We start from the raw sequence: 26083 nt of genomic DNA on the forward strand, positions 1-26083 counted from the left end.
AAATGTGAGTACTAATAGAATTGACGCAATTGTTTTAAAGAAAGCATTGATTGGAGCACTTAATTCTCTTGGCGAAAATAAAGAGATAGTTGACGCTTTAAATGTATTTCCTGTTCCAGATGGAGATACAGGTACAAACATGCTTCTAACAATGAAGTCAGCAGTTACAAATGCAGTTAAAGAAGAAAATAAAACTATAAAAGAAATAGCAAACGCTTTAAGTAAGGGAGCTCTTCTTGGAGCTAGAGGAAACTCTGGTGTAATTTTATCTCAGCTTCTTAGAGGTTTTAAAGAAGCTATAGAAGATAAGGAATACATTGACATCGAAGGACTTATGGAAGCCTTTGTTAAAGCAAGTGAAGTTGCTTATAAGGCTGTTATGAGACCTACAGAAGGCACTATATTAACAGTTTCAAAAGATTTAGCAGGTTTTGGATTAAAGAACTATAGAAAATATACAGAACTTTCTAAATTTGCTGATGATGCACTTATAGCTTTGGAAGAATCACTTAACAGAACACCAGAACTTCTTAGCGTATTAAAAGAAGCTGGTGTAGTTGACGCTGGTGGTAAGGGTCTTTACTTTATAGTTAAAGGCGCAATTAAAGGTGCTAGAACTGAAAAATTAGAAATTACAGTTCAAGATATAAATAAAACTAAACAAACAGCTAATAGAAAAGAAATTTCTACAGATAATATTAAATATGGTTATTGCACTGAATTTATCATAACTGGTGATACTAGTAAGGTTGATGAGTTTAAGGAAACTATATCAAAGATAGGCGACTCAATGGTTGTCGTTGCTCTAGATGATATAATCAAATGCCATATACACTCAAACAATCCAGGACAAGTTATCGAAGAGGCTTTAAAACTTGGTTATCTAAAAGATATCAAGATTGATAACATGCGTCTTCAACACCATGAAATATTATTTAGCGAAGAAGAGTATAAAAACAGCAATAAAGAAGAAAAAGCAAAAGAACACAAAAAATATGGCTTCATAGCTGTAAGTTCAGGCGATGGCTTTACTAAGATATTTAAGGACTTAAAGATTGATGAAGTTGTCACTGGCGGCCAAACTATGAACCCTTCAACAGAAGATTTCATGGAAGCTATTGACAATATCAACGCAGACGATATATTCATCTTCCCTAATAACAAAAACATCATCATGGCAGCTAAGCAAACTATTGATCTTAGCGATAAGAATATCCATGTTGTTGAAACAAGAAACATGCCAGAAGCCATCAGCGCTATGATTACTTTCGATGAAGAAATGAGCGCAGATGAAATTCTTGAGAGCATGAGGGAAGCTATAAGCGAAGTAAAAACTGGTGAAGTTACTTTTGCTGTAAGAGATACTACTATTGATGGTAAAGAGATAAAGAAGGGTAATTACCTTGCTATCAGCTCATCAAAGATACTTGCAAGCTCAGCTGATTTAAATGAAACTACTATGGCTATGCTTGATGAACTTATCGATGAAGATACATCTTTAGTAACTTTATATCTAGGCGAAGATGCTGAAAAATCTCAAGCAGAGGAATTAATCGAAGAACTTGAAGAAAAATATCCTGATATAGATTTTGAAGCTATTGAGTCTAAACAAGCTTTATACTATTATATAATTTCATTGGAATAATGAAGCTAAAAGAAGTCAAGGGAGTAGGAAGCAAAACTGAAGAGTATTTAAACAGACTCGGTTTATATACAGCCGAAGATGCACTTTTAAATAGACCCAGAAGATATGAGGACAGGAAGAACCTAAGATATATATCTGATGAGAGTTTATCTGATGCGTCTTTGTTTAAGGTTAAAATCATATCTTCGCCTATAATGAGGCAGAGAAATATGATGATGTTTGATGTTTGTGACGAGAAAAACAATGCGAAAGTTTTCTTCTTCGGCATGAATTTTTACAGAAACATATTTAAGCCGGGCAAAACATTCTACCTCTTTGGCAAATTAAATAAAAATAAATTTGGTTATAGCTTTTCCAATCCTGAGTTTTACAACAGCTTAAACACAGACAGACTTGGCTATATTGGTCCAATATACAATCTTGTAAAGGGCCTATACAATTCAAAGCTAGTCTCAATAGTAAGTGAGCTACTTAATACAAAGGGTTTAGTTAAAGAGATAATTCCAGAGATTTTAATACGCGATTATGATTTATACGGCATAGATGAAGCGCTAAAAGAACTGCATTTTCCAACATCTCACGAGACTTTGGAGAAGGCGAGAAGAACTTTAGCTTTTAGAGAGATATTTACCGTTGAATATGGTTTTAAAATCTTAAGAAAAGAAGTACAGGATGAAAATTTTGTAAAATTCAAGCACTTTGATGAAGAAGATAACTTTATTAAAGGTCTTGGCTTTGAGTTAACACCTGATCAAAAAACTGTTATAGATGAGATCAATGTTGATATGCAAGCTGATAAGAGGATGAATAGACTCGTTCAGGGAGATGTTGGTAGCGGTAAGACCATAGTCGCTGTATATGCCATGTATAAGGCTTATCTCAATGGCTATCAAGCAGCTATGATGGCTCCGACTGAAATCTTAGCTAAGCAGCACTACGAGAGCCTTAAAGATATTTTCAAAGGTAAAGATATAAAAGTAACTTTATTATCATCATCTATATCAAATAAAGAAAAAAACGAGATTTATGATGGATTAGATAGCGGAGAGATTGACTTAGTTGTCGGAACTCACTCAATAATCCAAGATAAAGTAAATTTTAAAAATCTTGGGCTTGTAATAACTGATGAGCAGCACAGATTTGGCGTAAAGCAAAGGGCTAATCTAACGAATAAATCGGTATACGCAGACACCCTTGTAATGAGCGCAACACCTATACCAAGGACTATGTCTTTAATTTTCTATGGTGACCTTGATATATCAACTATCAAGACCATGCCGCCAGGAAGAAAAAAGGTCGAGACATACGCTGTGCCTTATTCTTATAAGGAAAGAATTTTTAATTTTATAGAAAAAGAATTAAAAAATTCAAAGCAGGTCTATGTTGTTACACCTCTAATCGAAGAGAGCGAATCGCTTGACTTATCAAACGCAAATGATGTATACTTAGAGCTAAAGGAGCACTTTAAGAACTATAATGTTGCTCTGCTTCATGGAAAAACATCTAATGAAGATAAGAACAAGATTATGTCTAATTATGAAGAGAACAAAGTGCAAATACTTGTTTCAACTACTGTTATAGAAGTCGGTGTAAACGTTGCTAATGCTAATCTTATGGTCATATTAAACGCAGAAAGATTTGGCCTATCCACACTTCACCAGTTAAGAGGAAGAGTAGGAAGAAGCTCTGATCAAGCGTATTGCGTCCTTGTTTATGACAAGCTAAATGATATTAGTTACGAAAGATTAAAATTGATGCAAGAGACTGGCGATGGTTTTGAAATATCGAAAAAAGACTTGATACTAAGAGGACCAGGAGACTTCTTTGGAACAAAGCAGCACGGAGCCATAGATTTTAAATTTTTTGATTTTGATAAAGATACCGAGATGATTAATGATATTAATAAAGAGATTTTATCAATATTAAGAGGCGACATTGAATACGAAAAAAACAGATATGATGCTTTATTAAATAATATGGATTCAGTTTTTTATGACAGTAAACAAGATATCATCTTAAATTAAGAGGCAAGAGATGAGAGTTATATCAGGCAAATTCAAATCAAGAAAATTACTTGCACCAAAGGGCCTTAATACGAGACCGACTTTGGATAATATAAAAGAAACAATATTTAATATCATATCGCCAATAACGATAAACGCAAAAGTCTTGGACCTTTTTAGCGGAACAGGACAGATTGGCATTGAGTTTTACTCAAGAGGCGCGAAGGAAGTATATCTAGTAGATTCATCGCACGAGGCCATAAGCGTGATAAATAAAAATTTAGAAAGCTTAAAGCTTGATGGCGAGATAAATGTCATGAAGATGGATGCCATAAGAGCCTTAAAAGGGCCTCTTAAGGAGAAAAAATTCGATTATATCTTCTTAGATCCACCATATAAAAAGCATGAGCTTCTAAATGAAGTACTTAAGCTAATTATCTCACTTGATCTACTCGATGAGAGAGGCACCATAATCATAGAAGAGAATAAAGATTATGACTTTAGCGAGGCCATTAGCACAGATGATTTTGATATTGATACAAGAACAATTGGCGATAAGAAAATATTTTTTATTAGAGGTGTTAAATGAAAGCAATTTACCCAGGTAGCTTTGACCCTATAACCAATGGACACATTGATATCATCAACAGATCGAAGGATATCTTTGATGAATTGATTATAGGTATAACTACTAATGTACAGAAAAAACACTTATTCACTATTGATGAAAGAAAAAAGATGATAGAAGAAATTTTTAAAGATGAGAAGAAGATTAAAGTAAAAACTTTTGATGGACTTCTTACTTCATTTTGTGAAGAAGAGAAGACAAACTATGTCATCAGAGGACTTAGAGCCGTTTCTGATTATGAATATGAACTTCAGATGGCTATGGCGAACAAGTCACTTAATAAAAATTTAGAGACTATATTTTTAGTTGCTTCACACAAGTTTAACTTTTTAAGTTCTTCTATAGTTAAGGAAATTGCTTACTATCATGGAGATATATCGGCACTAGTGCCAAAAAATGTTGAAATTAAATTGAAAAACAAATACGAAAGGGGTTAAAAAATGGATGTATTAGGTCTTATTGATGAGATTGAGGATATTGTTGAATCAGCAGGTTCTCTACCTCTAACAAGTAAGGTTTTAGTTCAAAAAGAAGAATTACTAGATATAATCAGCGAGTTAAGAATAAAACTTCCAGATGAAATAAAACAAGCTGCATGGATTAAAGAAGAAAGAGAAAGAATTATTAGCGAAGCAAATAAAGATGCAGAACAAATTATTAAAGAAACAAGATTAAAACTTGAAGAACTTGTAAGCAAGGAAGAAGTTTTAAAAGAAGCAAACGAAAGAGCAAAGGATCTTATGAACAAGGCACAAATCGCTTCAACAAATTTAAAACGCTCTTCACTTGAATACTCAGACAAGCTTCTAATGAACGCTCAAGAGAATTTAAAGGACATGATTACTACTTTAAATGAAAACAGAACAGAGCTTAGAAAGATGTCTGCTAGCGTTAATCAAGAAAATCAAGTAGCAAAAGAAAAAGAAGAAAAGTAAAAAAATAAATGCGAAAGTACATAAATTACCTTCGCATTTATTTTTTATTTTTTATAAAATTATTTTGCCATTGGTGAGTTTGTTGACTTGCCTTCAAGTGTTTCTACTGCATCCTTAAATACTTCGGCAATAGTTGGGTGAGCATATATCATATTTGATAAGTCTTCAACGCTTAGACCATTGGCCATAGCTATAACAGCGTAGTGAATCAATAGGTCGGCGTCTTTACCAATTATGTGGCAGCCTAAGATTTTCTTGTGGTCTTTTGTTGATAGCATCTTTATAAAGCCTTTAGTTCCGCCAACTGCAAGTGCCTTACCATTTGCTTGGTACATGGACTTAGCTTTATCATACTCAATACCTTCTTTTTCAAGATCTTGTTCAGTTTTACCAACTTGAGCAAGTTCTGGAACTGTGTATAAAACAGCTGGAACGATTGAAAGATCAGTTTTTGGCTCAATTCCAGATAATTTTTCAACTACGTGGAAGCCTTGAGCTGTAGCGAAGTGAGCAAGTTGAGTGTTTTTGTATATAACGTCGCCGATAGCGTAGATATTGTCATTTGATGTTTTTAAGTTTTCATCAACTAAAACGCCGCCGTCCTTTGTTTCAACTTTAGCTGCTTCAGTGTTAAGTCCGTCAGTATTGCTTGCTCTGCCTAGTGCAACTAGTACGTATTCAGCTTCATACTCTTTTAAAGTATCTTTGCCAACCATTTGAGTAGTTACTTTAAGCATATCACCAGCTTGTTCAATCTTCTTAGAGTGTTGCTTTGTAGCGAACTTTAGATTTGGATTCTTTAATATTGATTGTAATCTCTTTTGTATTTCTATATCAGCTGTCTTGAACATATTGTTACCAATAACAGTTACTTCAGTACCAAAACTTGCATATATAGTAGCAAATTCAAGACCTATAACGCCTGTACCTATAACTATCATTGACTTAGGTATTTCTTTTAAGCTTAAAAGAGTAGTTGAGTTTAAAACTTTTGGCAAATCACAGCCTTCAAGTGGCTTGATATCCTTTGATCCAGTAGCTATGATACATTTATCGAATGTAACGTTTTCTTCGACGCCTTCATTTAAAACTACTTTTACTTCATTTTCACTAACGAATGAAGCAGTACCCTTTAAAAGCTTGATATTGTCATAAGTTGAGATTAAATATTCGATTCCATCTCTAAGTTTACTCATGACATCTTGTTTTCTTTGATAAATTTTTTCAGTATCAAGGCTATAGCCATCAACTTTTACGCCAAATTCTTCCGAATTTTGTACTTCGCTATAAAAATCAGCTATCTTTACCATAGTCTTAGTAGGTATACAGCCAATGTTTAGGCAAGTACCACCAAGTAAGTTCTTTTCAACAAGAACTACATCATTTCCTAGTTGAGCTGCTCTGAAAGCGGCTTCGTATCCGCCAGGACCTGCACCTATAATTAGTAATTTCATTTATGTCCTCCTTTATTTTATTTATTATATTATTCTTAACATTTTAATTATATCATATAATTAGCTAATTTTTATAAAATTTTAAACGCTTAATAAATTTATTTTATACGCGTCTTTTACATCCATGCCTTTCATTAGATAATAAATTTGATCATTGTTTATCAATATCTCAAGGTCTAGCTTGCTCTCATGACTCAAATTATCAAGATCTTTGTACTTGCTAATAATATTTACATCGCTATGTTTTTTTATCTCTTTTAAAACTTTTTTCCCTATATCGTTAGCGCATAAAGGAATTATGAAGTCATATTCTTTGTCCCTTGAAACATTATCTTTATATATATTTAATAGCATAGCAAGCATAAATCTATTGATCTTGCTTTTTGAAAAGTTTTTTCTTGAGACCATATCCATAAATTCATTATAGCCCTTCGCTTCATAGATGTGCTTTTTAATATAGTTTACAGTATCTTCATCGTATTCAAAATACATTTTAAAATTCTTTTCTCTTATAAAAATAGACTTAATATAGGAAAAATATTTTTCTAAATCAATAATTTTTTCATCGGGCAGTGCTGGTACAAAATTATTTACATCCCTTCCTTTATATATTAAGTCTCTTATATGAGTCGCACTTGCAAAATCATTTTCATCATAAGCATCGTTATAACTTGGGCCATGTCTTTGAAGGGCAAAAGCTTTTATTTTGCTCTCTGTTTCATTAAGAGCACTTATATAGTTATAAGCAAGGATATTGTTAGATTTATTCATAATATCTGACGAAGTAAGCTCATTAAAGCTTAAAGCATAGGCCCTTGAAAAAGAAAGACCGTTTGATAAATATTTTTTAAGTATTTCATCAAAAGCATTTTTATTTTCTATCATTAGACAAAGTGCCTTATCAAGCGTTTCTAAGCCATCTTCACTACCAAAACTTAAATAATCAATCACATTTAATTTATTTAGTATATTCACAGCGTTTTTAGAAAATATATCTGCAGGCGCTACCGAAGAAAAAAGTGGCAGCTCAAGAACTAGGTCACAGCCATATTCACAGGCAATCTTGGCTCTTTCATATTTAGAAAAAGCACTAGGAAGACCCCTTTGAACAAAATTACCACTCATTAGAGCGACGACAGCATCAACGCCTAGAGCTTCTTTTGTCTTATTTATATGATATAGGTGACCGTTGTGAAACGGATTATATTCACAAATAATTCCAGCTATTTTCAACTTTTTCCCTTCTTTCTTAAAAAACACTTGAAATTTTCTATATTTTATTATATCATATATGTATATGATTTGTTAAATATTTAGGGAGGTAAAAATGAAAATATTAGTAATTAATTGCGGATCATCATCATTAAAGTATCAATTAATGAACATGGATGATGAAAGCGTAATCTGTAAAGGTTTAGTTGAAAGAATCGGTATCGAAGGATCTAAGCTTACTCATAAAGTTGAAGGAAGAGAAAACTTTGTAGTTGAAGAAGCTATGAAAAACCATAAAGATGCCATGAAACACGTATTTGATGCACTTGTTAGCAAGGAACACGGAGTTGTTGCTTCACTTGATGAAATCGACGGTATCGGTCACAGAGTACTACATGGTGGAGACATAATAACTGACTCAACACTAGTAACTGAAGACGTTAAGAAAACTATCGAAAAATTCATCTGCTTCGGACCACTTCATAACCCAGCAAACCTTATGGGTATAGAAGCTTGCGAAGAACTTGTAAAGGGCAAACCAAACGTTGTTGTTATGGATACAGCCTTCCATCAAACAATGCCAGCTAAGAACTACATGTACGCTATTGACTACGATTTATACGAAAAGTACAGACTTAGAAAAATACGGGTTTCCACGGAACTTCTCATAAATATATAGCACATAGAATGGCTGAAATACTTAATAAAGACTTATCAGAACTAAACATAATTAACTGCCACTTAGGTAACGGCTCAAGTTTAGCTTGCATTAAGAATGGTAAAGTTTATGATACATCCATGGGTGTTACACCGCTTGAAGGACTTGTAATGGGAACAAGATCAGGCGATATCGACCCAACAGTTGTAACATTCCTTTGTGAAAACGAAAATATTACTCCACACGAAGCTAACCAATGGTTAAATAAAAAATCAGGTGTACTTGGAGTTTCTAAGTTAAGCTCAGACTTTAGAGACCTTGAAGAAGCAAGAGACAAAGGCAATGAAAAAGCTGCTCTTGCACTTGATATGTTCACAAACAGAGTTAAAAAATACATTGGCGCTTACATGGCACAAATGCCAGAGCTTGACGCAATCGTTATGACAGGTGGTATCGGTGAAAACTCAGACACAATGAGAAGAGAAATTCTTCATGGACTAGAACACCTAGGAATTGAACTAGATGATAAGAAAAACGACGGAACAAGAGCAAAAGAAGTAAACATCGCTAAAGATGGCGCTAAGATTAAGATCTACATTTGCCCAACAAATGAAGAATTAATGATAGCAAGAGACACAAAAGAAATTATTTCAAAATAATTTAAAATAAAATATAAAAAGTCTTGACAAATAGATAAAAAAACAGTATAATTGTAATGTTATAAAAGCGAATTAGTAAACAAATACATTTACTGTAAGTTAAGGAGGTGTTTTTAATGGCAGTACCTAAAGGACGTACATCAAAACAAAGACGTAATAAAAGAAGAGCTTCATCTTATACATTAAGAAAAGCAACATTCGTTGAATGTCCTCAATGTCATGAAATGAAAAGACCACACAGAGTATGCATGAGCTGTGGTTACTACAATGGTGAAAAGGTTTTAGATGTTGAATAAAAAATACTCAGGTTAAATCCTGAGTTTTTTTATTGTTAGTGTTTCCACTATGCTAACATGATTTGGAAGGGTTTGTAGTAGGACACATAAAAAAAAGACTAAAGAATTTAAAGAAACATTTAGAATAATAAGAAAAAATGGAAAAATATTACCATAGATATTATATGATAATATACTAGAAAAGGTAATCAAAAATATGAAAAAGTATTGAATTTTGAACAAAATTATGCTAAACTATAGTTAAACAAATAAAGGTGAAGTAATAAATAATAGAATCGAGAAATACCGTAAACCTTTAGGTTTATCGCAACATAGATTTAAAAAAGCAGGGATATCAAAGACAAGTATAAACAAAATTATATGAGGAGGTAAGAAATGAAGAATATAAAAAAACTTTCAATAGCACTTGTGCTTTTTGCATTAGTTTTTAGTCTGAATGTAGTAATGGCTGCGAAAAAAAGTAACAATGAAAAATGTTTTTCAAGTAAGACTTTTTTAGTAGAATCTAGAGATACGAAAGGATCTACGCATTTTAAAATCCGCTTGTTAAAAGGAAGTGTAGCTATTTTTGGTAGAGAGAAATGGAAAAAAGGTGATACCGTAGTTATTAAGCTAAAGTCTTTAAAAGGAAAAGATTTAGAAGTAGGTATTTTACCTGCCGAAGATATTAAAGCTGGTTGGGGCTATAATGATTATGGTGCTCCTATAAAAAAGAGAGTAGAAAACCCAGAAGATGATGTAAAATTTACTATTCCGAATGATGGAGAATATGGAATTTACGTTAAAGATATGAAATCAAATGCTTTTTCTTTTCTAGAATTATTTAGGGGAAAAGAAATAGTATCTACAAAGTCGGAAGGGAAAAAATCAGAAAAAGATCATAAACATGAATTAAATAAACATAATTGTATTGAATTTGAGTTAGAAGTAAATAAAAAATTTATAAATCCTTTAACTGAAACAGAAGGATTGGAATAAAATTATTATCATAGCTCTTGTGGTAGCATACCTGACTCCGATGTTTATTATAAAAGCCATTAAAAGTGATGGAGATAGATCTTAGCATTATACAATTTTGTCTGGAATATGTCTATCTTTATTCCTTCTATATCTAACAGCTTTAATAAACAGTTGATTAAATTCATTATAAAAAATGATGGAAAATATATTCAAATTATTTTTAGAGCGATTAAGATTAAAACTTATTCGCTTTTTTCTTTGTCAAAAATAAGAAAGAAAATAGAAGTGCAAAAAGAAAAAATGTTCCTACTAGGTCCAATTGATTTGGAGCAGTTCCAAGTGGGACAAGGAAAAAAACTAGGACTATCTCAATAAATACTAACGCAAGCACAAGTATAAAATAGGCTAAATTGACTTATCGGTCTATTTATGATATAATATATCTTAACAATTAAACGGATAAGGGGTAATAATATGGCAATTTCTTATAAACCATTATGGCACTTATTGGTGGGAAGAGAAATGAATAAAGAAGACTTAAAAAGAGCTGCAACCTGTAGATCCATTGAAAGAGGTATTAGATATCCTGATTAACTATAGTAATAATATTTATTCAGACAGGAGGAAATAAAGTGAGTCAAGAAAATAAGATAAATCAATCTTGCTGAGGTTCAATACAAAAAACCACTGGTACAGTGGAAGAAAAAGCAAATTGCCCCAAATGTCACAAAATAGGAGAAAAGGTTAAGAATATAACTGTAAAGCATATGGTATCAGAAAACCTTATGGGAAAGGTTGTAGATGAAGAAACTTACTATTTATGTATGAATGAAGATTGTGATGTCGTGTATTATAACTTAAACAATGAAAGAGTTTTTTATAAGGAAGATGTAAAAGTTCCTATATGGTTTAAAAAGGATGCAAATCCCAAATATATATGCTATTGCAACCAAGTTACAGAGCAACAAATTATAAATGCTGTTTTAGATGATGGTGCAAAGAATATTAAAGATATTATTAGACTTACAGGGGCAATGAAAAATGCAAAGTGCGAAATTAACAATCCTTTGGGTAAATGCTGTAGTCCTTTTATTCAAGAAACCATAAATAAAGCATTAAATAGCAAAAAATAGTTTGCGACAAATAATTTATAAAGTACGTCATAACAGTAATAAAATTAAAAATAATAAAAAACTATATAATTAAAATTTTAGCGGTTCAGATGTAAAAGTCTGGGCCGCTTTTTTATTTTCCCCTGAAAGGAGGTCACCTATATGGTAAATGATGAAGTTAATAATAAGGCTATAAATATTGAGATAAAAGTGGCTCAGTATTCAGCAAAGGCTATTTTAAAAGCTATGAAAAAGATTATAGAAGATGCCAATGAAAAAAGTCAACAACTTGCAGATTATATTAGTGAAAAAAGAAAAACCAATTCAAGGAAACTTAAGGATATGGTAAAGAAAGGTCATCTGGAAAATATTGATAAGCAAATCGAAAATAAATTCAATGCTTTTAAGGATTACGCATAAAGGCGTAAAATAAATTGGGGGTTTGTTAGAGATAAAGATACAAGACTTTATATTAACAATACAAACTACACAAAAGAAATGAATAATGAAAATTGGAAAAGGCTGGATGATTTATTTTAATGTGTTGTTAGATGACAAGAAATTTAATAATGAAACTTTTAAAGAGATAGCATAAATGTTAACTCTTTTTTATTACAAGAAAGGAGGTATATATAGGAGATAGAAATTAAAAACGCTATCGTCTTTTTTATATTAAATACGGGTAAAAATATTAACAAGAAATTTGTAACGTTTTGATTTTTCAATCGCCTAACTATTAGAAAGCAAGAAAGGGTGTGATTTTATGGACTATGATTACGAAATAATATATAAAGAATATTTTTCTAAAGTATATTTATATGTTTTGACCATTAGTCATGATGAACATATAGCTGAAGAAATCACACAAGAAACTTTTTTTAAAGTAAAATAACTACGTATCTCATCTCATTCATAAAAAACTTGATTTAATAGATAAAATAATGTATAATAATTATGATTTAGAACGGAGGAAATTATGAAATTATTAATTGATACACAAGGCGGAGACAAAGCTCCTATAGCTATGTTAAATGCTGTGCAAATGGCAAAGAAAGAAAATAATTCTTTAGATTTTGTTTTATTTGGCGATAAAAAAGAAATTGAAGAAGCTTTGGGCGCTGACGCAAAAAATTATGAGATAATTCAAACTGAAGATGTAATCACTAATGAGGACGAAGCAGCTCTATCCATAAGAAAAAAAGATAAAGCTTCCATAGTTTTAGCATCAAAGTACTTAGTTGAATATGATGACGCTGATGCATTTATATCAGCTGGTTCAACTGGCGCGCTACTTGCAGCAGCTATGCTTATAGTAAAGAGGATAGATGGCTTCAAAAGAGCGAGCATACCAACATTCTTGCCAGGATTAAAGGGGCCAACACTACTTTTGGACTCAGGAGCAAATGTTGACTGCGAACCAGAATTTATTTATGAGTTTGCAAAACTAGGCTCAAAGTATGTTGAAAAGCTACTTGGCATTCAAAATCCAAAGGTTGCTTTAGTATCTAACGGTGCTGAAGCAAAAAAAGGCAATGAATTAACTAAGAAGGCTCATGAAATTCTTAAAAATTCAGAACTTAATTTTATTGGTAACATCGAAGCAAACGAGATACTTACTACTGAAGCAGACATAATTGTTCAAGATGGTTTTGTTGGTAACGTAATCTTAAAAGAGCTTGAGGGTATGAGCAAAGTTTTTGTAGGCAATGTTAAAAACTTTATTATGCAAGATAATAAATATTTCTCATCAGATGAGATGAAGATGTCATTTATGAAAGATTTGATGTCTCTTATGGGACTAACTAAATATGGTGGATCACCAGTATTAGGAGTGAACAAAGCTATAGTTAAGGCGCACGGCAACAGTGACGAAAAAGCTTTTTATCTAGCTATAAAAAATACTGTTGATTTTGTAAATTCTGGAGTTATAGAATATTTAAAAGAAAATTAGGAGGAACTATCGTGGAAGAAAAAATTAAAGAGATAATTGCTAAACAATTTAAAGTTGATGTAAAAGATTTAAAAGACGAAACAACATTTAAAGAAGATTTAAAGGCAGATTCCATCGCCATAGTTGAATTAATAATGAATTTAGAAGACGAACTAAATGTAAGCTTAGATGATGACAAGGTTACAAGCGTTAAAACTGTTGGAGAGGCAATCGCATTAGCCAAAGAAGCAATTAAATAATGAAGAATTATGATATATCCGATGCTCGCGAAAAGCTCAATAGCTTGCAGGCGATTATCGGATATACTTTTAATGATACAAATTTGCTCTTTACTAGCTTAGTTCATAAGAGCTCAGAGGAGGCAAAATTTTTAACTGCGCCATATAATGCTCAGAGCCTAGAGTTTTTAGGCGACAAAGTACTTTCTTATGCCTTGGCAAAATATTTATTCACTAAGTACATAGACAAGGACGAAGGCACTTTATCTGAGCTTATTGCTATGCTTGGAAAGGCTTCATACCAAAATATGGTTGCGAAAGACCTTCATTTAGACGAGTACATCTATATGGAGGCTAATCTAAGGATAAATCTTGATAAAACATCAATACTAGCTGATCACTTAGAAGCTTTGATAGCGGCTATTTACTTAGATTCAGACATTGACACAGCTGAAAAATTTATTTTGGATAAATATTTAAAGTATGCACATATTGTTCTAGATGCAAATAATGAATTTATAAATTATAAGAGTATTTTAATTGAATATGCTCAAAAACATGATTTAGAATTAGTATATACGCTTTTGAATGAATATGGTCCAGATAATGATAAGAGTTTTGAGTATGCTGTAGAACTTGATGGTTATAGGGCAATTGCTATAGCCAAGAGAAAGAAGACTGCTCAGCAATTGGCATCTAAAGAACTTGCGATTGAGATGAAATTGATAAAATGAAAAAAAACTATATAATACCAATTTTTATACCGCATCTAGGCTGCCCAAACGATTGTATTTTCTGCAATCAAAAGAAGATTGCTAAGGACTATGATGCGCAAAAAGAAGAAAATATAAAAAATGATATAGAAAAATATTTGGCACTATATGAAGGAAAGAAGGATATAGAGCTTGCTTTTTATGGCGGAAGCTTTACTGCGCTTGATTATCCGCTTATGCTTAGCTACTTAAAGCTTGCAAATACATATATCGAGCGCGGTTTAATAGATAGCATAAGGATATCGACAAGGCCGGACGCTATTAGCGAAGAAATTCTTGACGAGCTTGAAAAGTATAAGGTAAAAATAATTGAGCTTGGTGCTCAGTCAATGAATGATGAGGTTTTAGCTGCACTAAAGAGAGGACACAAGGCGCTTGACACTATTCGCAGCGCTAAAATGATTAAGGATAGAGGCTTTACTCTTGGACTACAGATGATGACAGGCCTATATAAGTCCACTAAAGATATGGATATAGCTACAGCTGAAGCGATAGCTACGCTTGAGCCGGATTTTGTAAGAATATATCCAACCTTAGTTATAAAAGATACAGAACTAGTGGGTAAACTTGAAGATGGCTCATACAAGCCATCAGATGTTGATGAAGCAATTGATACGCTTAAGAGCATCGTTATAATATTTGAAGCAAAAGATATAGAGATAATCAGGATAGGTCTTCAAACTACTGATAATATACAGCTAGGTAAGGACGTAGTGGCAGGGCCATTCCACCCAGCGATACGCTCATTAACTTATGAGGCTATCTACCTTGACATCATAGAAGAATTTATTGAAATAAATAAAATTACTAATGATTTCACAATAATTTCTTCTAAAAAAGTAGCTTCTTTCTTAAGCGGCTCAAATAAATCGAATAGAAAGAAAATTTATAATAAATATAAAATTAATTACGAGATAAAAGGCATCTTTGATGAGGATGACAGGTTAATGTTTTACGACGGAAGCCCACAAAGTTACTCATTTAAGGAGCTTATAAAGAATAAGTACGAAAGGGGCAAATATTTTGCGTTTAAATAAATTAATATTGAAGGGCTTTAAATCCTTCGCAAATAGAACTGAAATAGTCTTTACCCCTGGAGTTACAACTGTTGTAGGTCCTAATGGCAGCGGTAAGAGTAATATATCTGACGCTGTTAGATGGGTTTTAGGTGAGCAAAGTAATAAATCACTTAGAGCAAACAAGGCGAGCGACGTTATTTTCCAAGGAACAGAAGAGAAAAAAGCGCTTGGATACGCTCAAGTAAGTATAATATTTTCAAATGATGATAACTCTCTACCTGTTGAATATCAAGAGGTTGAGGTCACAAGGCGCATGTATCGTTCAGGTGAGAGCGAATTTTTGATTAATAATAAAAAAGCTAGGATGAAGGACGTTAGAGAACTTTTCCTAGATACTGGTGTGGGTAAGGACGGCTACTCCATCATTGGACAAGGAAGGATAGATGAAATTCTTTCAAATAAACCAGAAGACAGAAGAGCCATCTTTGAAGAGGCATCAGGCGTTAGTAAATATAGATACAAAAAAGAAGAATCCTTAAGAAAGCTTGAGAAGACTGAAGCAAATTTACTCAGAATAAAAGATATTCTTTATGAGATAGAGCAAAATGAAGCGAGACTTAAGGGCGAATCAGAAAAGGCTAGGGAGTACAAAAGCCTTATGGAAGAGTACAAAAAAGTAGATGTATCTATATCATATAATGCTTATGAAAAGATTGAGAAGAATTTAATTAAATTTAATGCAGATAAAGATAGACTCATTGATGATTTAAAATTAAGCGAAATAAAGAATAAAGAAGTCGAAGAAAGCGCAGCGCCACTACAAGCTGAACTTAAGAAATATGAGGCACTTATTGATGAGATTAAAGAGCAAAGAAATAAAGATCTAAGAGACTTTGATATCAACAGGCAAAAACTTGAAATAAACAAAGAAAAACTTAGATCAATTGAAGATAAAGTGCTTGATAATAAACTTAAAGAGAAAGAACATGAGAATAAATTATTAGAATCAGAAGAAAAGATAAAAACATTATCTCTTGTTAAAAAATCTAGCGAAGAAACTCTTTTGAATTTAGCAAATGAGCTTGAAAAGCTTAAAAATGAAAACGCTAGCTTTGACAGAACTAGCTATGATGACGCTATAAACATGGGTATGGAGCTTGATAAAAAGATTGAGGCGCTAAGATTAAGCATAGAAAATTATAAAAATAATAAAAATAGCCAAAACGAAAAACTTAAAGACATAGAGAAAAAGATTCGCGATAAAGAAAATGATTTAAACAAGCAAAATGATGAATTTAAAAAATATAATGATGAACTTAATGATTTAAATAATTTATTTAGCAAAAAAGAAGAGCTTTATAAAAAAGCTAAAGATGATATCACAGAAAAAGTAGATGATTTAGCGAAGTCTAAGGAAAATTATTTTGCTATGGAAAATGACCTTAGAGTTTTACAAAAAAGTTATGAGATGCACAAGAATCTTGAAGAAAACCTTGATGGCTACTACAGAAGCGTTAAAGAGATATCTAAAGCAGCAAAGAAAAATTATTTTAAATCAAATTCAAGACTTGTGGTTGATATATTTAATTGTGATGAAAAGTATTCACTTGCAATAGAATCAGCGCTACAATCGAATTTGCAAGCTATAGTCATAGATAGAGACGACGATGCCAAAGAATACATCGACTTTTTAAAGAAAAATAACTATGGTAGAGCAACTTTCTATCCACTTAATAGATATAATTTTAAATCTAATGAAAATTATAATATTAATGATAAAGATGCTATAGGTTTTGCGAGTGAACTTATTAACTATGATAAAAAATATGATAATTTATTTAATAGCCTTCTTCAAAGAACAGTTGTAACGACAACATTTGACGCTGCACTTAGAATATCGAAAGCCTATAAGCAATATAGATACGTTAGTTTAGATGGACAGATAATTAATTCATCTGGATCAATAGTTGGAGGTAGCCAAGTTAAATCTTCATTTATTTCGCGTAAACACATGCTTAATAAGCTAATGGATGAGATAAATGATAAGAAAAATGCTCTAGAAGATGCCAAAAAGCTTCTTATTAATAAGGAAGAAGAGATTAAATCAGAAAAAATCTCTTATGACAAGCTAAATGAAGAGATATTAAGTATCAATGAAAAGATAAATACAGCTAAAAAAGAAATTAATTCACTTGAGATAAATATTACTTTTGCTCAAAGAGATATAAGCGAAGCAAAAACTCAAGTTGAAGAAATAAATAAGTCATTTGAAGCGCTTGATGAACATATCAGTCAAGGAAATAATGATTTAGATGCGCTTAATAAAGAAAAAGAAGAGCACGAGAAGAAGATAGAGCAAGAAAAAGAACTTATTAAGGGCTTTGAAGAAGAAAAAGAGAGACGAAATGAAAAGCTTCTTCAAATAAGCGTAGAAAAATCTACTTTAGAGCTAAAGCTTGAAAAAACGGTTGAAGATATCGCTTTTTCTGAAGAATATATTGCTAGATCAAATGATATAAAAGAAAGCCTTGCAAATGACTACCAAGAACTAAACAAAAATAAAGAAGCACTTGAGAATGAAAATACTAGCATCATGGACTTCTTGAAGAAGAATGAAGAGCTCGAGCAAGAATACATTGACAAGATCAATCAAAAGACAGATGAAAAAGAAAAAGTTTTATCCAAGATTTTTGATTTGCAAAATGAGATAAAGTCATGTCAAGAAGGCATAATTGCCATTAAAGACGAGATTAATAAAAATGAGGTCCTACTTGCTCGTAACGAAGTAATGAAGGATAACATCAAAGAAAAATTATCAAATGATTACTTTATAAATGTTGAAAATATTGATAAAGAAAGTCTTGTTAAGGCTAGTACAAAAGATTTAAAAGAGCTTCAAGAAAAGATTGATGCACTTGGCGATGTATCATTATCATCTATAAAAGAGTATGAAGATACATTAACAAGATTAGAATTCTTAAGAAAGCAATATGATGACATGCAAGACTCTAAAGAGGACTTACTTAATATAATTGATGATATCGATGAAACTATCAAGATAAAATTTAAAGATAATTTTAATATCATTCAAGGATATTTCTCAGAAATATTCCAAAACTTATTTGGTGGCGGCGAAGCGAAGATATATATAAGCGATGAAAATGATATACTTAACTCAGGTATTGAGATAGAGGCACGTCCACCAGGAAAGAGCATGCAATCACTAAGCCTACTATCAGGTGGAGAGAAGACATTAACAGCGATAGCACTATTATTCGCTGTGCTAAAATCAAAACCATCGCCATTCTGTATATTAGACGAAATCGATGCGGCTCTTGATGATGCCAACATAAGTAAGTACACAGCCTACCTTGACAGGATTAAGGATGAAACACAATTTATCCTTATCACTCATAGAAAGGTAACTATGGAGATATCAGACGCTATATATGGAATTACTATGAAAGAAAAGGGTATAAGCTCGATACTTTCGATGAAATTAACTTAAGAGGTGAAATATGTTTAACTGGTTTAAAAAGAAAAATAAAGACGAAGAGAATAAAAAAGTTCAGGAAGAAAAAATTGATATATTGACAGAAGATGCTGATGCGGCGCAAATAAACGAAGATGCACATGAAAATGAAAAAATAAATTTCAATCAAGATGCGCAAAGCATTAATCAAAATCAAGGTAATGAAGAAAAAGTACAAGAAAAGCCCGAAGAGGTCAAAGAAGAAAAAACATCTTTCTTTAAAAGAATGTTTTCTGGACTTGAAAAGACAAGACAAAATCTAAATTATAAGCTTCAAACAGTATTCAAAGGAACTGACATTAATGATGATTTTTATGATGAGCTTGAAGAAGTTTTAGTCACATCAGACATTGGCGTTGAAACTGTTATGAACATTATCGATAATCTAAAAGAAAGAATCGTTAGAGAAAATGTTCTAGATAGAAAAGATGCTCTTCCTTTACTTAAAGATGAAATAAAAAAGATAATGAATGACAATATTACATCGAGAGATTTAAAGCTTGAGCCATCGCCAGCCATACTTTTAGTTGTTGGGGTCAATGGTGTTGGCAAGACGACTACCATAGGTAAGCTTAGCTACCAATTTAGACAAGAGGGTAAAAGTGTTTTAATCGCCGCTGCAGATACATTTAGAGCAGCTGCCATTGAACAGCTTAAAGAGTGGGCCAATAGAGCAAACGTTGATATCATTGCTCATGAAGAGTCAGCTGACCCGGCAAGCGTTATTTTTGATGCAATCATGGCGGCTAAAGCAAGAAAGACTGATATACTTATCTGCGACACAGCAGGAAGGCTTCATAACAAGCAAAACTTAATGAACGAGCTTAATAAGATTAAAAGAGTTATCGATAGAGAATTTCCAAACGCAGTTAAAGAAAATCTATTGGTTCTTGATGCGACAACTGGTCAAAACGCAATCATTCAAGCAAAATCATTTAAAGAAACAAGTGATATAACAGGCGTTTGTGTTACTAAACTTGACGGAACTGCAAAGGGAGGCGTAATCATCGCACTTGAAAGCGAACTACACTTGCCAGTTAAGATTATAGGTGTCGGAGAAAAAATAGAAGACCTTCAAGCGTTTAACGTCGATGACTTCGTTGAAGCATTATTTTAAAAATATTTAAATAATTTTAAAAAAAAGTATTGACAAAAGTCAATCTATATAGTATTATATTAACTGTCAAGTAAATAGCTTGACAGTTTTTTATGTGATAGCACTAAGAAAGAAACGAATTTTATAAGGAATAAGATAAAATGAAAGTATTAGATGATTATATATATATCGGAAGGCTATTAGATTTTTATGGAAGCCTCTTAACAGAAAGTGAGTCAAAATCAGTTGATTACTACTACAACGAAGACTACTCATTAACAGAGATAGCTGAACTTCTTTCAATATCTAGACAAGCGGTGAGCCTTAACATTAAAAGAGCTATAGACAAATTGAAGTCTTTTGAGGGTGCACTTAAGCTTATAGAAAAGTTTGAAAAGAAAAAAGAGGATAAAGAAAAATTAGAAATTATTTTTAAAGGTCTTTCAAGCTGTGACGATATAGATGAAATTAAAGGAAGAATTAAAGAAGCTGAAGAGATTATAAAAGAGATGTAAAAGGAGCAAGAATGATATTCGAGAGCTTATCAGAAAAACTACAAAAAACATTAGATGGCTTAAGGGGCAAGGGCAGACTTAGTGAAAAGGATGTTGACGCAGCACTTAGAGAAGTAAAGCTAGCCCTTCTAGAAGCAGACGTTAATTATAAAGTAGTTAAAAAATTTATAGATAATTTAAAAACAAGAGCCATTGGTTCAGAAGTTATGGAGAGCTTAACTCCTGGTCAACAAGTTATTAAGATAGTTAATGAAGAATTAATCAATCTTATGGGCAAGACCAAGGAAGGCTTAAATCTTAGCAAAAACCCAAGCATTATCTTGATGTGCGGTCTTCAAGGTGCAGGTAAGACAACAACAACTGGTAAACTTGCCATAAACCTTAGAAAGAAAGGCAGAAGACCACTTTTAGTTGCTTGCGACGTCTATAGACCAGCAGCTATTAAACAGCTAGAAGTAGTTGGAAAGTCAGTTGACGTGCCAGTATTTTCTATGGGAGATAAAATAAAGCCGCTAGATATAGCTAAAAGCGCTATAGAACACGCTAAGAAGAATGGTAACGACATAGTTATAGTCGATACAGCAGGACGTTTACACATAGACGAAGTGCTTATGGATGAGCTAAAAGGTTTAAAAGAAAATCTTGATCCATCAGAAATACTTCTTGTACTTGACTCAATGACAGGACAAGATGCAGTAAACGTTGCTAAATCATTTGATGATGCGCTCGGCATAACAGGTGTTATCTTAACAAAACTAGATGGCGACGCTAGAGGCGGTGCGGCACTTTCAATTAGAGCCGTAACTGATAAACCAATCAAATATGTTGGTATGGGCGAAAAGATGGATGAGCTTGAAGAGTTTCATCCAGACAGATTAGTTTCAAAGATACTTGGTATGGGAGACGTACTTACTCTTATTGAGAAAGCACAAAGCAATATTGACCAAAAGAAAGCTATGGAGCTAGAGAAAAAATTAAGGGAAGAAACATTTACCCTTGATGACTTCCTAGATCAAATAGCTCAGATGAGAAACTTAGGACCAATTGAAAATATACTTCAAATGATACCAGGAATGAATTCAAAAGCCTTAAAGGGCATTAATGTAAGTGATAAAGATATAGGCAGAGTTGAAGCCATCATCAGAAGTATGACTATGAAAGAGAGAATGACTCCAAACATAATCAATGCTTCGAGAAAGAAGAGGATTGCACTAGGAAGTGGCACAACAACTAATGATGTTAACAAGCTTCTAAAGCAATTCGAAGATACAAAGAAGATGATGAAACGCTTTGGCAGCATGGAAAAGTCTATGAAAAGAAAAGGAAAATTCAATTTTCCATTTAATATATAATTTTAAGGAGGTGAGATTGTGGTAAAAATTCGTTTAAAAAGAATGGGATCAAAAAAGAATCCATTTTACAGAATCGTTGTAGCTGATTCAAGAAGAGCTAGAGATGGTAAGTTCATCGAACAACTTGGTTATTATGACCCATTAACTGAGCCAAAGACAATTAAATTTGATCAAGAAAAGGCTGAACAATGGATAGCAAATGGAGCTAAAGCAAGTGAAACAGTTCAAAGATTATTCAAATCTCAAGGATATGATATAACAGCAAAAACTGCTAAGAAAGCTGAAGCAACAGAAGAAACAGAAGCTGTAGAAGCTTAGGATGTGGGGGTTAATATGAAAGAATTAGTTGAATTTTTAGCAAAATCTATTGTTGATAACAAAGACGATGTTAAAGTTACAGTTAATGAATCAGCAAACGAGGTCAACATTGATCTATATGTAAATCCAGATGATATAGGCAGAGTTATTGGTAAAGGCGGTAAGGTTGTTAAAGCAATCAGACTTATTGCTGGAGCTACTCTTAAAGACTCAAGAAGAATTAATTTAGAAATAAGGGAATAAATCTTGGATCTTATTAAGATAGCAAAGATTGTCTCTAGTCATGGCTTAAATGGAGAGGTGAAAATCTTTCCATACACAGATGATTTAAATGGTTTCAAAGAGTATAAAAAAATCTATGTCGATGGAGAAGAGCTTGAGATTATAAGTCAAAAGATAGCTTCAAAATTTATTGTACTTAAGTTAAAGGGCTTTGATTATATTGATGATGTCAAAAGACTTATTGATAAGGATGCTTTTATTGATAAAGCCCAAATGCCTTCACTAAATGAAGGCGAGTACTATATTCATGAGCTTATAGCTATGGAAGTATATAGTGAGGCTAACGAATTTATTGGCACTGTTAAAGATGTCATGGAAACGGGTGCAAATCATGTGCTTGTTGTTGATCATGACGGAAAGGAAGCACTTATTCCTTTTGTTAAAGCCTTTATCAAAGAACTTGACTTGAAAAATAAAAAGATCAAAGTCAAACTCATAGAAGGTATCTTATGATAAAGTTTAACGTCTTAACGCTATTTCCTGAGATGTTTACAGCACTTACTGATTTTAGTATAATCAAAAGAGCTATAGATAATGAACTTATAGAGATCAATCTTATTAATTTTAGAGATTATTCTAAGGACAAGCACAATAAAGTTGATGATTACCCTTATGGCGGAGGCAGCGGCATGCTTTTAAAAGCTGATGTTCTTAAGGACTGCTTAGAAGACATTAAGCCAAAAAGGCTTATCTATCTTTCACCAAAAGGCAAATTATTCAATCAAGACTTGGCTAAAGAATATTCAAAACTTGACGAGATAACAATTCTTTGTGGGCACTACGAAGGTTTAGATGAGAGGATCATCAAAAACTATGTCGATGAAGAGCTATCTATCGGGGATTATGTATTGACTGGTGGTGAACTACCCGCTATGGTAATCATAGATACTATATCGAGGTTAGTTGATTCAGTAATAAAAGAAGATTCGTATTCAGACGAAACTCACATGTCAAATTTTTTAGAATATCCTCAGTATACCAGACCTTATGATTTGGATGGGGACAAGGTTCCAGAAGTATTACTTAGCGGAAACCATCAAGATGTCGATGACTTTAGACTTATTGAGTCATTTAAGGCAACTGTTAAAAACAGGATAGATTTACTTGATTTTGCTAAGCTAGATAAAAAGGAAATGAAAAATTTGAGAGAAATTTTAAATAAACTAAAGAAGGAGGACTAAGATGGACTATATAAAGATGCTTGAAGCACAACAATTAAAAGACAACATTCCTCAATTTCATGTAGGTGATACTGTTCAAGTACACTATAAAGTTGTAGAAGGTACACGTGAAAGAATCCAAGTGTACGAAGGTACTGTAATTAAGAGACAAAACGGCGGAGCTAAAGAAACATTTACAGTAAGAAGATTGTCTTATGGTATTGGTGTTGAAAGAACATTCTTACTACACTCTCCAAGAATTGACAAAATCGTTCTTGTAAGAAAAGGTAGAGTTAGAAGAGCTAAACTTTATTACTTAAGAGACAGAGTTGGTAAGTCTGCTAAAGTTAAAGAAAAACAATCATTTTAATTAAGTTAAAGACATTCTATATGAAGAGTGTCTTTTTTCTTTGCAATATTTATTTACATTGACTATTTTTTGTGATAATATAGAAGATAGTTAGGAAGGTGTATGTTATGAACATAAATTGGTACCCTGGACACATGAAAAAGACCAGAGAGTCTTTACTAGAGATGTCAAAGTTAGTCGATATAGTTATAGAGCTAATAGATGCGAGAGCGCCTATGTCGAGCACTAACCCAATAATTAAAGAAATTACAGAAAATAAAGCTAAAATAATATTATTAAATAAAGCTGACTTAGCAGACGATAAAGTGAATAAGAAGTGGATAGCTCATTTTAAGGACGCAAAGTGCATTGAGTTTAACGCGAAAAATAAATCAAACGTGAAGAAAATTATTGACTTATCACGCAAAGAGGTCGATAAGTATCATGAAGAGCACAAGCAAAGAGAGCACTTTGGACCTATCAAGGCCATGGTTGTTGGTATACCAAATGTTGGCAAGTCTACTTTTATTAATTTAATGAACAATAGAAAGAGCCTAAAGACAGGCAACAAACCAGGTGTAACTAAGAAAAATCAATGGATCAAGGTCGATAATGACTTTATGCTGTTGGACACACCAGGCGTTTTATGGCCAAAATTCGAAAGCCAAGAGATAGGCTTGAACCTTGCCTTCATCGGTTCCATCAAAGATGAGATACTTAATAAAGATGACATAGCCATCGCTTTAATTAAATTTCTAAAAGAGCATTATAGTGGCGCACTTAACGCAAGATACAAGGTTAATGAAGACGCTACAGAGCTTGAAATACTTGAAGAGATAGCGAAAAACAGAGGCTTTATACTTAAGGGCAATGAACTTGATGTATACAAAGCCATAAATATATTAGTAGATGAGTTTAGAAATGGACTTTTAGGAAGAATTTCGCTTGAGGAGCCGTTTGATGAATAAAGATTATGAAAATAAACTTTTTGATGAAGGTCATAAAATTGTAGTAGGCATAGACGAAGTAGGTAGAGGCCCCTTTTTTGGAGATGTACTTGCTTGCGCCATAGCTTTTAAAAAGGACTTCTTTATGGAAGAGGTCAATGACTCAAAGAAACTCAGTCAAAAGAAGAGAGAAAAAATTTTTAAAGAGCTAGTAAAAAATGCTATCGGCATTGGTATTGGCAAGGCAAGTCCTGAGGAAATTGATGAAATAAACATCAAAGAAGCAACTCATCTAGCTATGCAAAGGGCAGTAGAAGACTTTCATGACGAAATGAACTATAAGCTTAAACCTGATATAATTTTGATTGACGCAGAAAAAATTAAGGCGGATATAGAGCAAAGAGCCATTGTTCATGGTGATGCGACTGTATTTACTATAGCTGCGGCAAGTATTGTTGCAAAAGTTTTAAGAGACGCTGATATAAGTTATTTAGCGCAGAAGTATCCAGAGTATGATCTTGAGAATAACAAGGGCTATGGCACTAAAAAGCATAGAGAGGCCATTTTAAAATACGGCCCAACGCCGCTACATAGAAAAACTTTTTTGAGAAATCTTTTGGGTAATAATGATGCAAAATAATTTTAATAGAAAAGACAATAGAAAAAAAGGGAGATTTGGCGAAGAAGAGGCTAAAGAATTTCTTCAAAATGAAGGATACTTTATACTCGATCAAAACTATCAGGTAAGAGATGGCGAGATTGACATAATTGCAAGAGACGATGAGTATCTAATTTTTGTTGAAGTTAAGGCAAGAAACAAGATGGACTATGGTAGGCCCATGGAGGCAGTTACTAAATCCAAGCAAAAGAAGATAATCAAAACTGCCGAATATTATTTGTATGAGCATCAAAACTTAAATTATCAGCCTAGATTTGATGTTGTTGAAGTAAATTTTTCTACGAATAAAATAAAACATATTAAAAATGCATTTTGGATAGGAGATTAAAG

General features: G+C 32.6%; 29 protein-coding genes and 1 pseudogene. 28 read left to right on the top strand and 2 right to left on the bottom strand.

Annotated features, from left to right (window positions below; translation table 11 throughout):
- The first annotated feature begins 4 nt into the window (after positions 1–4).
- From BN30_RS06365 to BN30_RS06385, 5 genes are read left to right on the top strand one after another with little or no spacing between them, the layout of a single operon-like run.
- Positions 5–1645 (top strand): DAK2 domain-containing protein, encoded by a 1641-nt coding sequence (locus BN30_RS06365; protein ID WP_019214674.1) that lies wholly within the window; start codon positions 5–7, stop codon positions 1643–1645.
- Complete coding sequence (recG, locus tag BN30_RS06370) at positions 1645–3669, top strand: ATP-dependent DNA helicase RecG (RefSeq protein WP_019214675.1); 2025 nt, start codon at positions 1645–1647, stop codon at positions 3667–3669. Before BN30_RS06365 ends, recG begins: the two co-directional genes overlap by 1 nt.
- A gap of 10 nt (positions 3670–3679) precedes the next feature.
- A complete protein-coding gene (gene rsmD, locus BN30_RS06375) occupies positions 3680–4237 on the top strand; it encodes a 16S rRNA (guanine(966)-N(2))-methyltransferase RsmD (RefSeq protein WP_019214676.1) in 558 nt (185 codons plus the stop codon).
- Positions 4234–4713 (top strand): pantetheine-phosphate adenylyltransferase, encoded by a 480-nt coding sequence (gene coaD / locus BN30_RS06380; protein WP_019214677.1) that lies wholly within the window; start codon positions 4234–4236, stop codon positions 4711–4713. The genes rsmD and coaD overlap by 4 nt, the downstream gene beginning before the upstream one ends.
- Positions 4714–4716: 3 nt before the next feature.
- A complete protein-coding gene (locus BN30_RS06385; RefSeq protein ID WP_019214678.1) occupies positions 4717–5211 on the top strand; it encodes a hypothetical protein in 495 nt (164 codons plus the stop codon).
- A 59-nt stretch (positions 5212–5270) separates the two neighbouring features.
- On the opposite strand, the gene lpdA is transcribed toward BN30_RS06385, so the two are convergent.
- Entirely contained in the window at positions 5271–6665 is a 1395-nt protein-coding gene (lpdA, locus tag BN30_RS06390; protein WP_019214679.1) for a dihydrolipoyl dehydrogenase, read from the bottom strand.
- An 81-nt stretch (positions 6666–6746) separates the two neighbouring features.
- Positions 6747–7898, bottom strand: a complete 1152-nt coding sequence (locus BN30_RS09660) for a tRNA(Met) cytidine acetate ligase (protein WP_019214680.1) — start codon at positions 7896–7898, stop codon at positions 6747–6749.
- Positions 7899–7992: 94 nt separating this feature from the next.
- On the opposite strand from BN30_RS09660, the pseudogene BN30_RS09265 reads away from it, so the two are divergent.
- The 23 genes and pseudogenes from BN30_RS09265 (at position 7993) to BN30_RS06515 (ending at position 26081) form a co-directional block, all read left to right on the top strand.
- Positions 7993–9194, top strand: a pseudogene (locus BN30_RS09265) (acetate kinase).
- Positions 9195–9310: 116 nt separating this feature from the next.
- Positions 9311–9490 carry a 50S ribosomal protein L32 gene (gene rpmF, locus BN30_RS06405; protein WP_019214681.1) on the top strand — a complete coding sequence of 60 codons (180 nt, stop codon included), beginning with the start codon at positions 9311–9313 and terminating at the stop codon, positions 9488–9490.
- Between the two features lie 274 nt (positions 9491–9764).
- Positions 9765–9854 carry a helix-turn-helix domain-containing protein gene (locus BN30_RS10555; RefSeq protein WP_242824756.1) on the top strand — a complete coding sequence of 30 codons (90 nt, stop codon included), beginning with the start codon at positions 9765–9767 and terminating at the stop codon, positions 9852–9854.
- Between the two features lie 11 nt (positions 9855–9865).
- Positions 9866–10468, top strand: coding sequence for a hypothetical protein (locus BN30_RS06410; RefSeq protein WP_019214682.1), 603 nt, complete (start codon positions 9866–9868; stop codon positions 10466–10468).
- A 656-nt stretch (positions 10469–11124) separates the two neighbouring features.
- Positions 11125–11583: a Csac_0668 family 2Fe-2S cluster-binding (seleno)protein gene (locus BN30_RS06425; RefSeq protein ID WP_479723591.1), complete on the top strand. Its 459-nt coding sequence runs from the start codon at positions 11125–11127 to the stop codon at positions 11581–11583.
- 141 nt (positions 11584–11724) lie between these two features.
- Positions 11725–11982: a hypothetical protein gene (locus tag BN30_RS10235; RefSeq protein ID WP_019214686.1), complete on the top strand. Its 258-nt coding sequence runs from the start codon at positions 11725–11727 to the stop codon at positions 11980–11982.
- A gap of 343 nt (positions 11983–12325) precedes the next feature.
- A complete protein-coding gene (locus tag BN30_RS10345; protein WP_019214687.1) occupies positions 12326–12454 on the top strand; it encodes an RNA polymerase sigma factor in 129 nt (42 codons plus the stop codon).
- Between the two features lie 84 nt (positions 12455–12538).
- Positions 12539–13513, top strand: a complete 975-nt coding sequence (gene plsX, locus BN30_RS06440) for a phosphate acyltransferase PlsX (protein ID WP_019214688.1) — start codon at positions 12539–12541, stop codon at positions 13511–13513.
- 11 nt (positions 13514–13524) lie between these two features.
- Positions 13525–13752, top strand: coding sequence for an acyl carrier protein (locus tag BN30_RS06445; RefSeq protein WP_019214689.1), 228 nt, complete (start codon positions 13525–13527; stop codon positions 13750–13752).
- Positions 13752–14465, top strand: a complete 714-nt coding sequence (locus tag BN30_RS09665) for a ribonuclease III family protein (protein WP_019214690.1) — start codon at positions 13752–13754, stop codon at positions 14463–14465. Before BN30_RS06445 ends, BN30_RS09665 begins: the two co-directional genes overlap by 1 nt.
- On the top strand, positions 14462–15541 hold the full coding sequence (locus tag BN30_RS09280; RefSeq protein ID WP_019214691.1) for an elongator complex protein 3: 1080 nt from the start codon (positions 14462–14464) through the stop codon (positions 15539–15541). Before BN30_RS09665 ends, BN30_RS09280 begins: the two co-directional genes overlap by 4 nt.
- The gene (smc, locus tag BN30_RS06460; protein ID WP_019214692.1) at positions 15528–19031 is read left to right on the top strand and encodes a chromosome segregation protein SMC; all 3504 of its coding nucleotides are present in this window, start codon (positions 15528–15530) and stop codon (positions 19029–19031) included. Before BN30_RS09280 ends, smc begins: the two co-directional genes overlap by 14 nt.
- A 250-nt stretch (positions 19032–19281) precedes the next feature.
- Entirely contained in the window at positions 19282–20172 is an 891-nt protein-coding gene (gene ftsY, locus BN30_RS06465) for a signal recognition particle-docking protein FtsY (RefSeq protein ID WP_341348926.1), read from the top strand.
- Between the two features lie 140 nt (positions 20173–20312).
- Entirely contained in the window at positions 20313–20666 is a 354-nt protein-coding gene (locus BN30_RS06470) for a sigma factor-like helix-turn-helix DNA-binding protein (protein ID WP_019214694.1), read from the top strand.
- An 11-nt stretch (positions 20667–20677) separates the two neighbouring features.
- Complete coding sequence (ffh, locus tag BN30_RS06475; protein ID WP_019214695.1) at positions 20678–22018, top strand: signal recognition particle protein; 1341 nt, start codon at positions 20678–20680, stop codon at positions 22016–22018.
- Between the two features lie 15 nt (positions 22019–22033).
- Positions 22034–22336: a 30S ribosomal protein S16 gene (gene rpsP, locus BN30_RS06480; protein ID WP_026880687.1), complete on the top strand. Its 303-nt coding sequence runs from the start codon at positions 22034–22036 to the stop codon at positions 22334–22336.
- A 15-nt stretch (positions 22337–22351) separates the two neighbouring features.
- Positions 22352–22579: a KH domain-containing protein gene (locus BN30_RS06485; protein WP_019214697.1), complete on the top strand. Its 228-nt coding sequence runs from the start codon at positions 22352–22354 to the stop codon at positions 22577–22579.
- A 3-nt stretch (positions 22580–22582) separates the two neighbouring features.
- On the top strand, positions 22583–23071 hold the full coding sequence (gene rimM / locus BN30_RS06490) for a ribosome maturation factor RimM (RefSeq protein WP_019214698.1): 489 nt from the start codon (positions 22583–22585) through the stop codon (positions 23069–23071).
- Positions 23071–23799, top strand: coding sequence for a tRNA (guanosine(37)-N1)-methyltransferase TrmD (trmD, locus tag BN30_RS06495; protein ID WP_026880689.1), 729 nt, complete (start codon positions 23071–23073; stop codon positions 23797–23799). The genes rimM and trmD overlap by 1 nt, the downstream gene beginning before the upstream one ends.
- Position 23800: 1 nt before the next feature.
- A complete protein-coding gene (gene rplS, locus BN30_RS06500; protein ID WP_019214700.1) occupies positions 23801–24148 on the top strand; it encodes a 50S ribosomal protein L19 in 348 nt (115 codons plus the stop codon).
- A gap of 107 nt (positions 24149–24255) precedes the next feature.
- A complete protein-coding gene (ylqF, locus tag BN30_RS06505; protein WP_019214701.1) occupies positions 24256–25095 on the top strand; it encodes a ribosome biogenesis GTPase YlqF in 840 nt (279 codons plus the stop codon).
- A complete protein-coding gene (locus BN30_RS09285) occupies positions 25088–25714 on the top strand; it encodes a ribonuclease HII (protein ID WP_019214702.1) in 627 nt (208 codons plus the stop codon). Before ylqF ends, BN30_RS09285 begins: the two co-directional genes overlap by 8 nt.
- Positions 25704–26081 (top strand): YraN family protein, encoded by a 378-nt coding sequence (locus BN30_RS06515; RefSeq protein ID WP_019214703.1) that lies wholly within the window; start codon positions 25704–25706, stop codon positions 26079–26081. Before BN30_RS09285 ends, BN30_RS06515 begins: the two co-directional genes overlap by 11 nt.
- The last annotated feature ends 2 nt before the right edge of the window (positions 26082–26083 follow it).

It is taken from the genome of Fenollaria massiliensis (assembly GCF_000312505.2).
In the GTDB taxonomy this organism is placed as follows: Bacteria; Bacillota; Clostridia; order Tissierellales; family Peptoniphilaceae; genus Fenollaria; species Fenollaria massiliensis.

Excerpts from the sequence above, each read along its gene's own strand:
- lpdA (WP_019214679.1), bottom strand. The coding sequence starts at position 6,665 with ATGAAATTACTAATTATAGGTGCAGGTCCTGGCGGATACGAAGCCGCT.
- BN30_RS10235 (WP_019214686.1), top strand. The coding sequence starts at position 11,725 with ATGGTAAATGATGAAGTTAATAATAAGGCTATAAATATTGAGATAAAA.
- BN30_RS06470 (WP_019214694.1), top strand. The coding sequence starts at position 20,313 with ATGAAAGTATTAGATGATTATATATATATCGGAAGGCTATTAGATTTT.
- plsX (WP_019214688.1), top strand. The coding sequence starts at position 12,539 with ATGAAATTATTAATTGATACACAAGGCGGAGACAAAGCTCCTATAGCT.
- rpmF (WP_019214681.1), top strand. The coding sequence starts at position 9,311 with ATGGCAGTACCTAAAGGACGTACATCAAAACAAAGACGTAATAAAAGA.
- BN30_RS06385 (WP_019214678.1), top strand. The coding sequence starts at position 4,717 with ATGGATGTATTAGGTCTTATTGATGAGATTGAGGATATTGTTGAATCA.
- BN30_RS10345 (WP_019214687.1), top strand. The coding sequence starts at position 12,326 with ATGGACTATGATTACGAAATAATATATAAAGAATATTTTTCTAAAGTA.
- BN30_RS09285 (WP_019214702.1), top strand. The coding sequence starts at position 25,088 with ATGAATAAAGATTATGAAAATAAACTTTTTGATGAAGGTCATAAAATT.
- BN30_RS06410 (WP_019214682.1), top strand. The coding sequence starts at position 9,866 with ATGAAGAATATAAAAAAACTTTCAATAGCACTTGTGCTTTTTGCATTA.
- BN30_RS06515 (WP_019214703.1), top strand. The coding sequence starts at position 25,704 with ATGCAAAATAATTTTAATAGAAAAGACAATAGAAAAAAAGGGAGATTT.
- coaD (WP_019214677.1), top strand. The coding sequence starts at position 4,234 with ATGAAAGCAATTTACCCAGGTAGCTTTGACCCTATAACCAATGGACAC.
- BN30_RS09665 (WP_019214690.1), top strand. The coding sequence starts at position 13,752 with ATGAAGAATTATGATATATCCGATGCTCGCGAAAAGCTCAATAGCTTG.
- rsmD (WP_019214676.1), top strand. The coding sequence starts at position 3,680 with ATGAGAGTTATATCAGGCAAATTCAAATCAAGAAAATTACTTGCACCA.
- ftsY (WP_341348926.1), top strand. The coding sequence starts at position 19,282 with ATGTTTTCTGGACTTGAAAAGACAAGACAAAATCTAAATTATAAGCTT.
- rplS (WP_019214700.1), top strand. The coding sequence starts at position 23,801 with ATGGACTATATAAAGATGCTTGAAGCACAACAATTAAAAGACAACATT.
- ffh (WP_019214695.1), top strand. The coding sequence starts at position 20,678 with ATGATATTCGAGAGCTTATCAGAAAAACTACAAAAAACATTAGATGGC.
- BN30_RS06485 (WP_019214697.1), top strand. The coding sequence starts at position 22,352 with ATGAAAGAATTAGTTGAATTTTTAGCAAAATCTATTGTTGATAACAAA.
- BN30_RS09280 (WP_019214691.1), top strand. The coding sequence starts at position 14,462 with ATGAAAAAAAACTATATAATACCAATTTTTATACCGCATCTAGGCTGC.
- recG (WP_019214675.1), top strand. The coding sequence starts at position 1,645 with ATGAAGCTAAAAGAAGTCAAGGGAGTAGGAAGCAAAACTGAAGAGTAT.
- ylqF (WP_019214701.1), top strand. The coding sequence starts at position 24,256 with ATGAACATAAATTGGTACCCTGGACACATGAAAAAGACCAGAGAGTCT.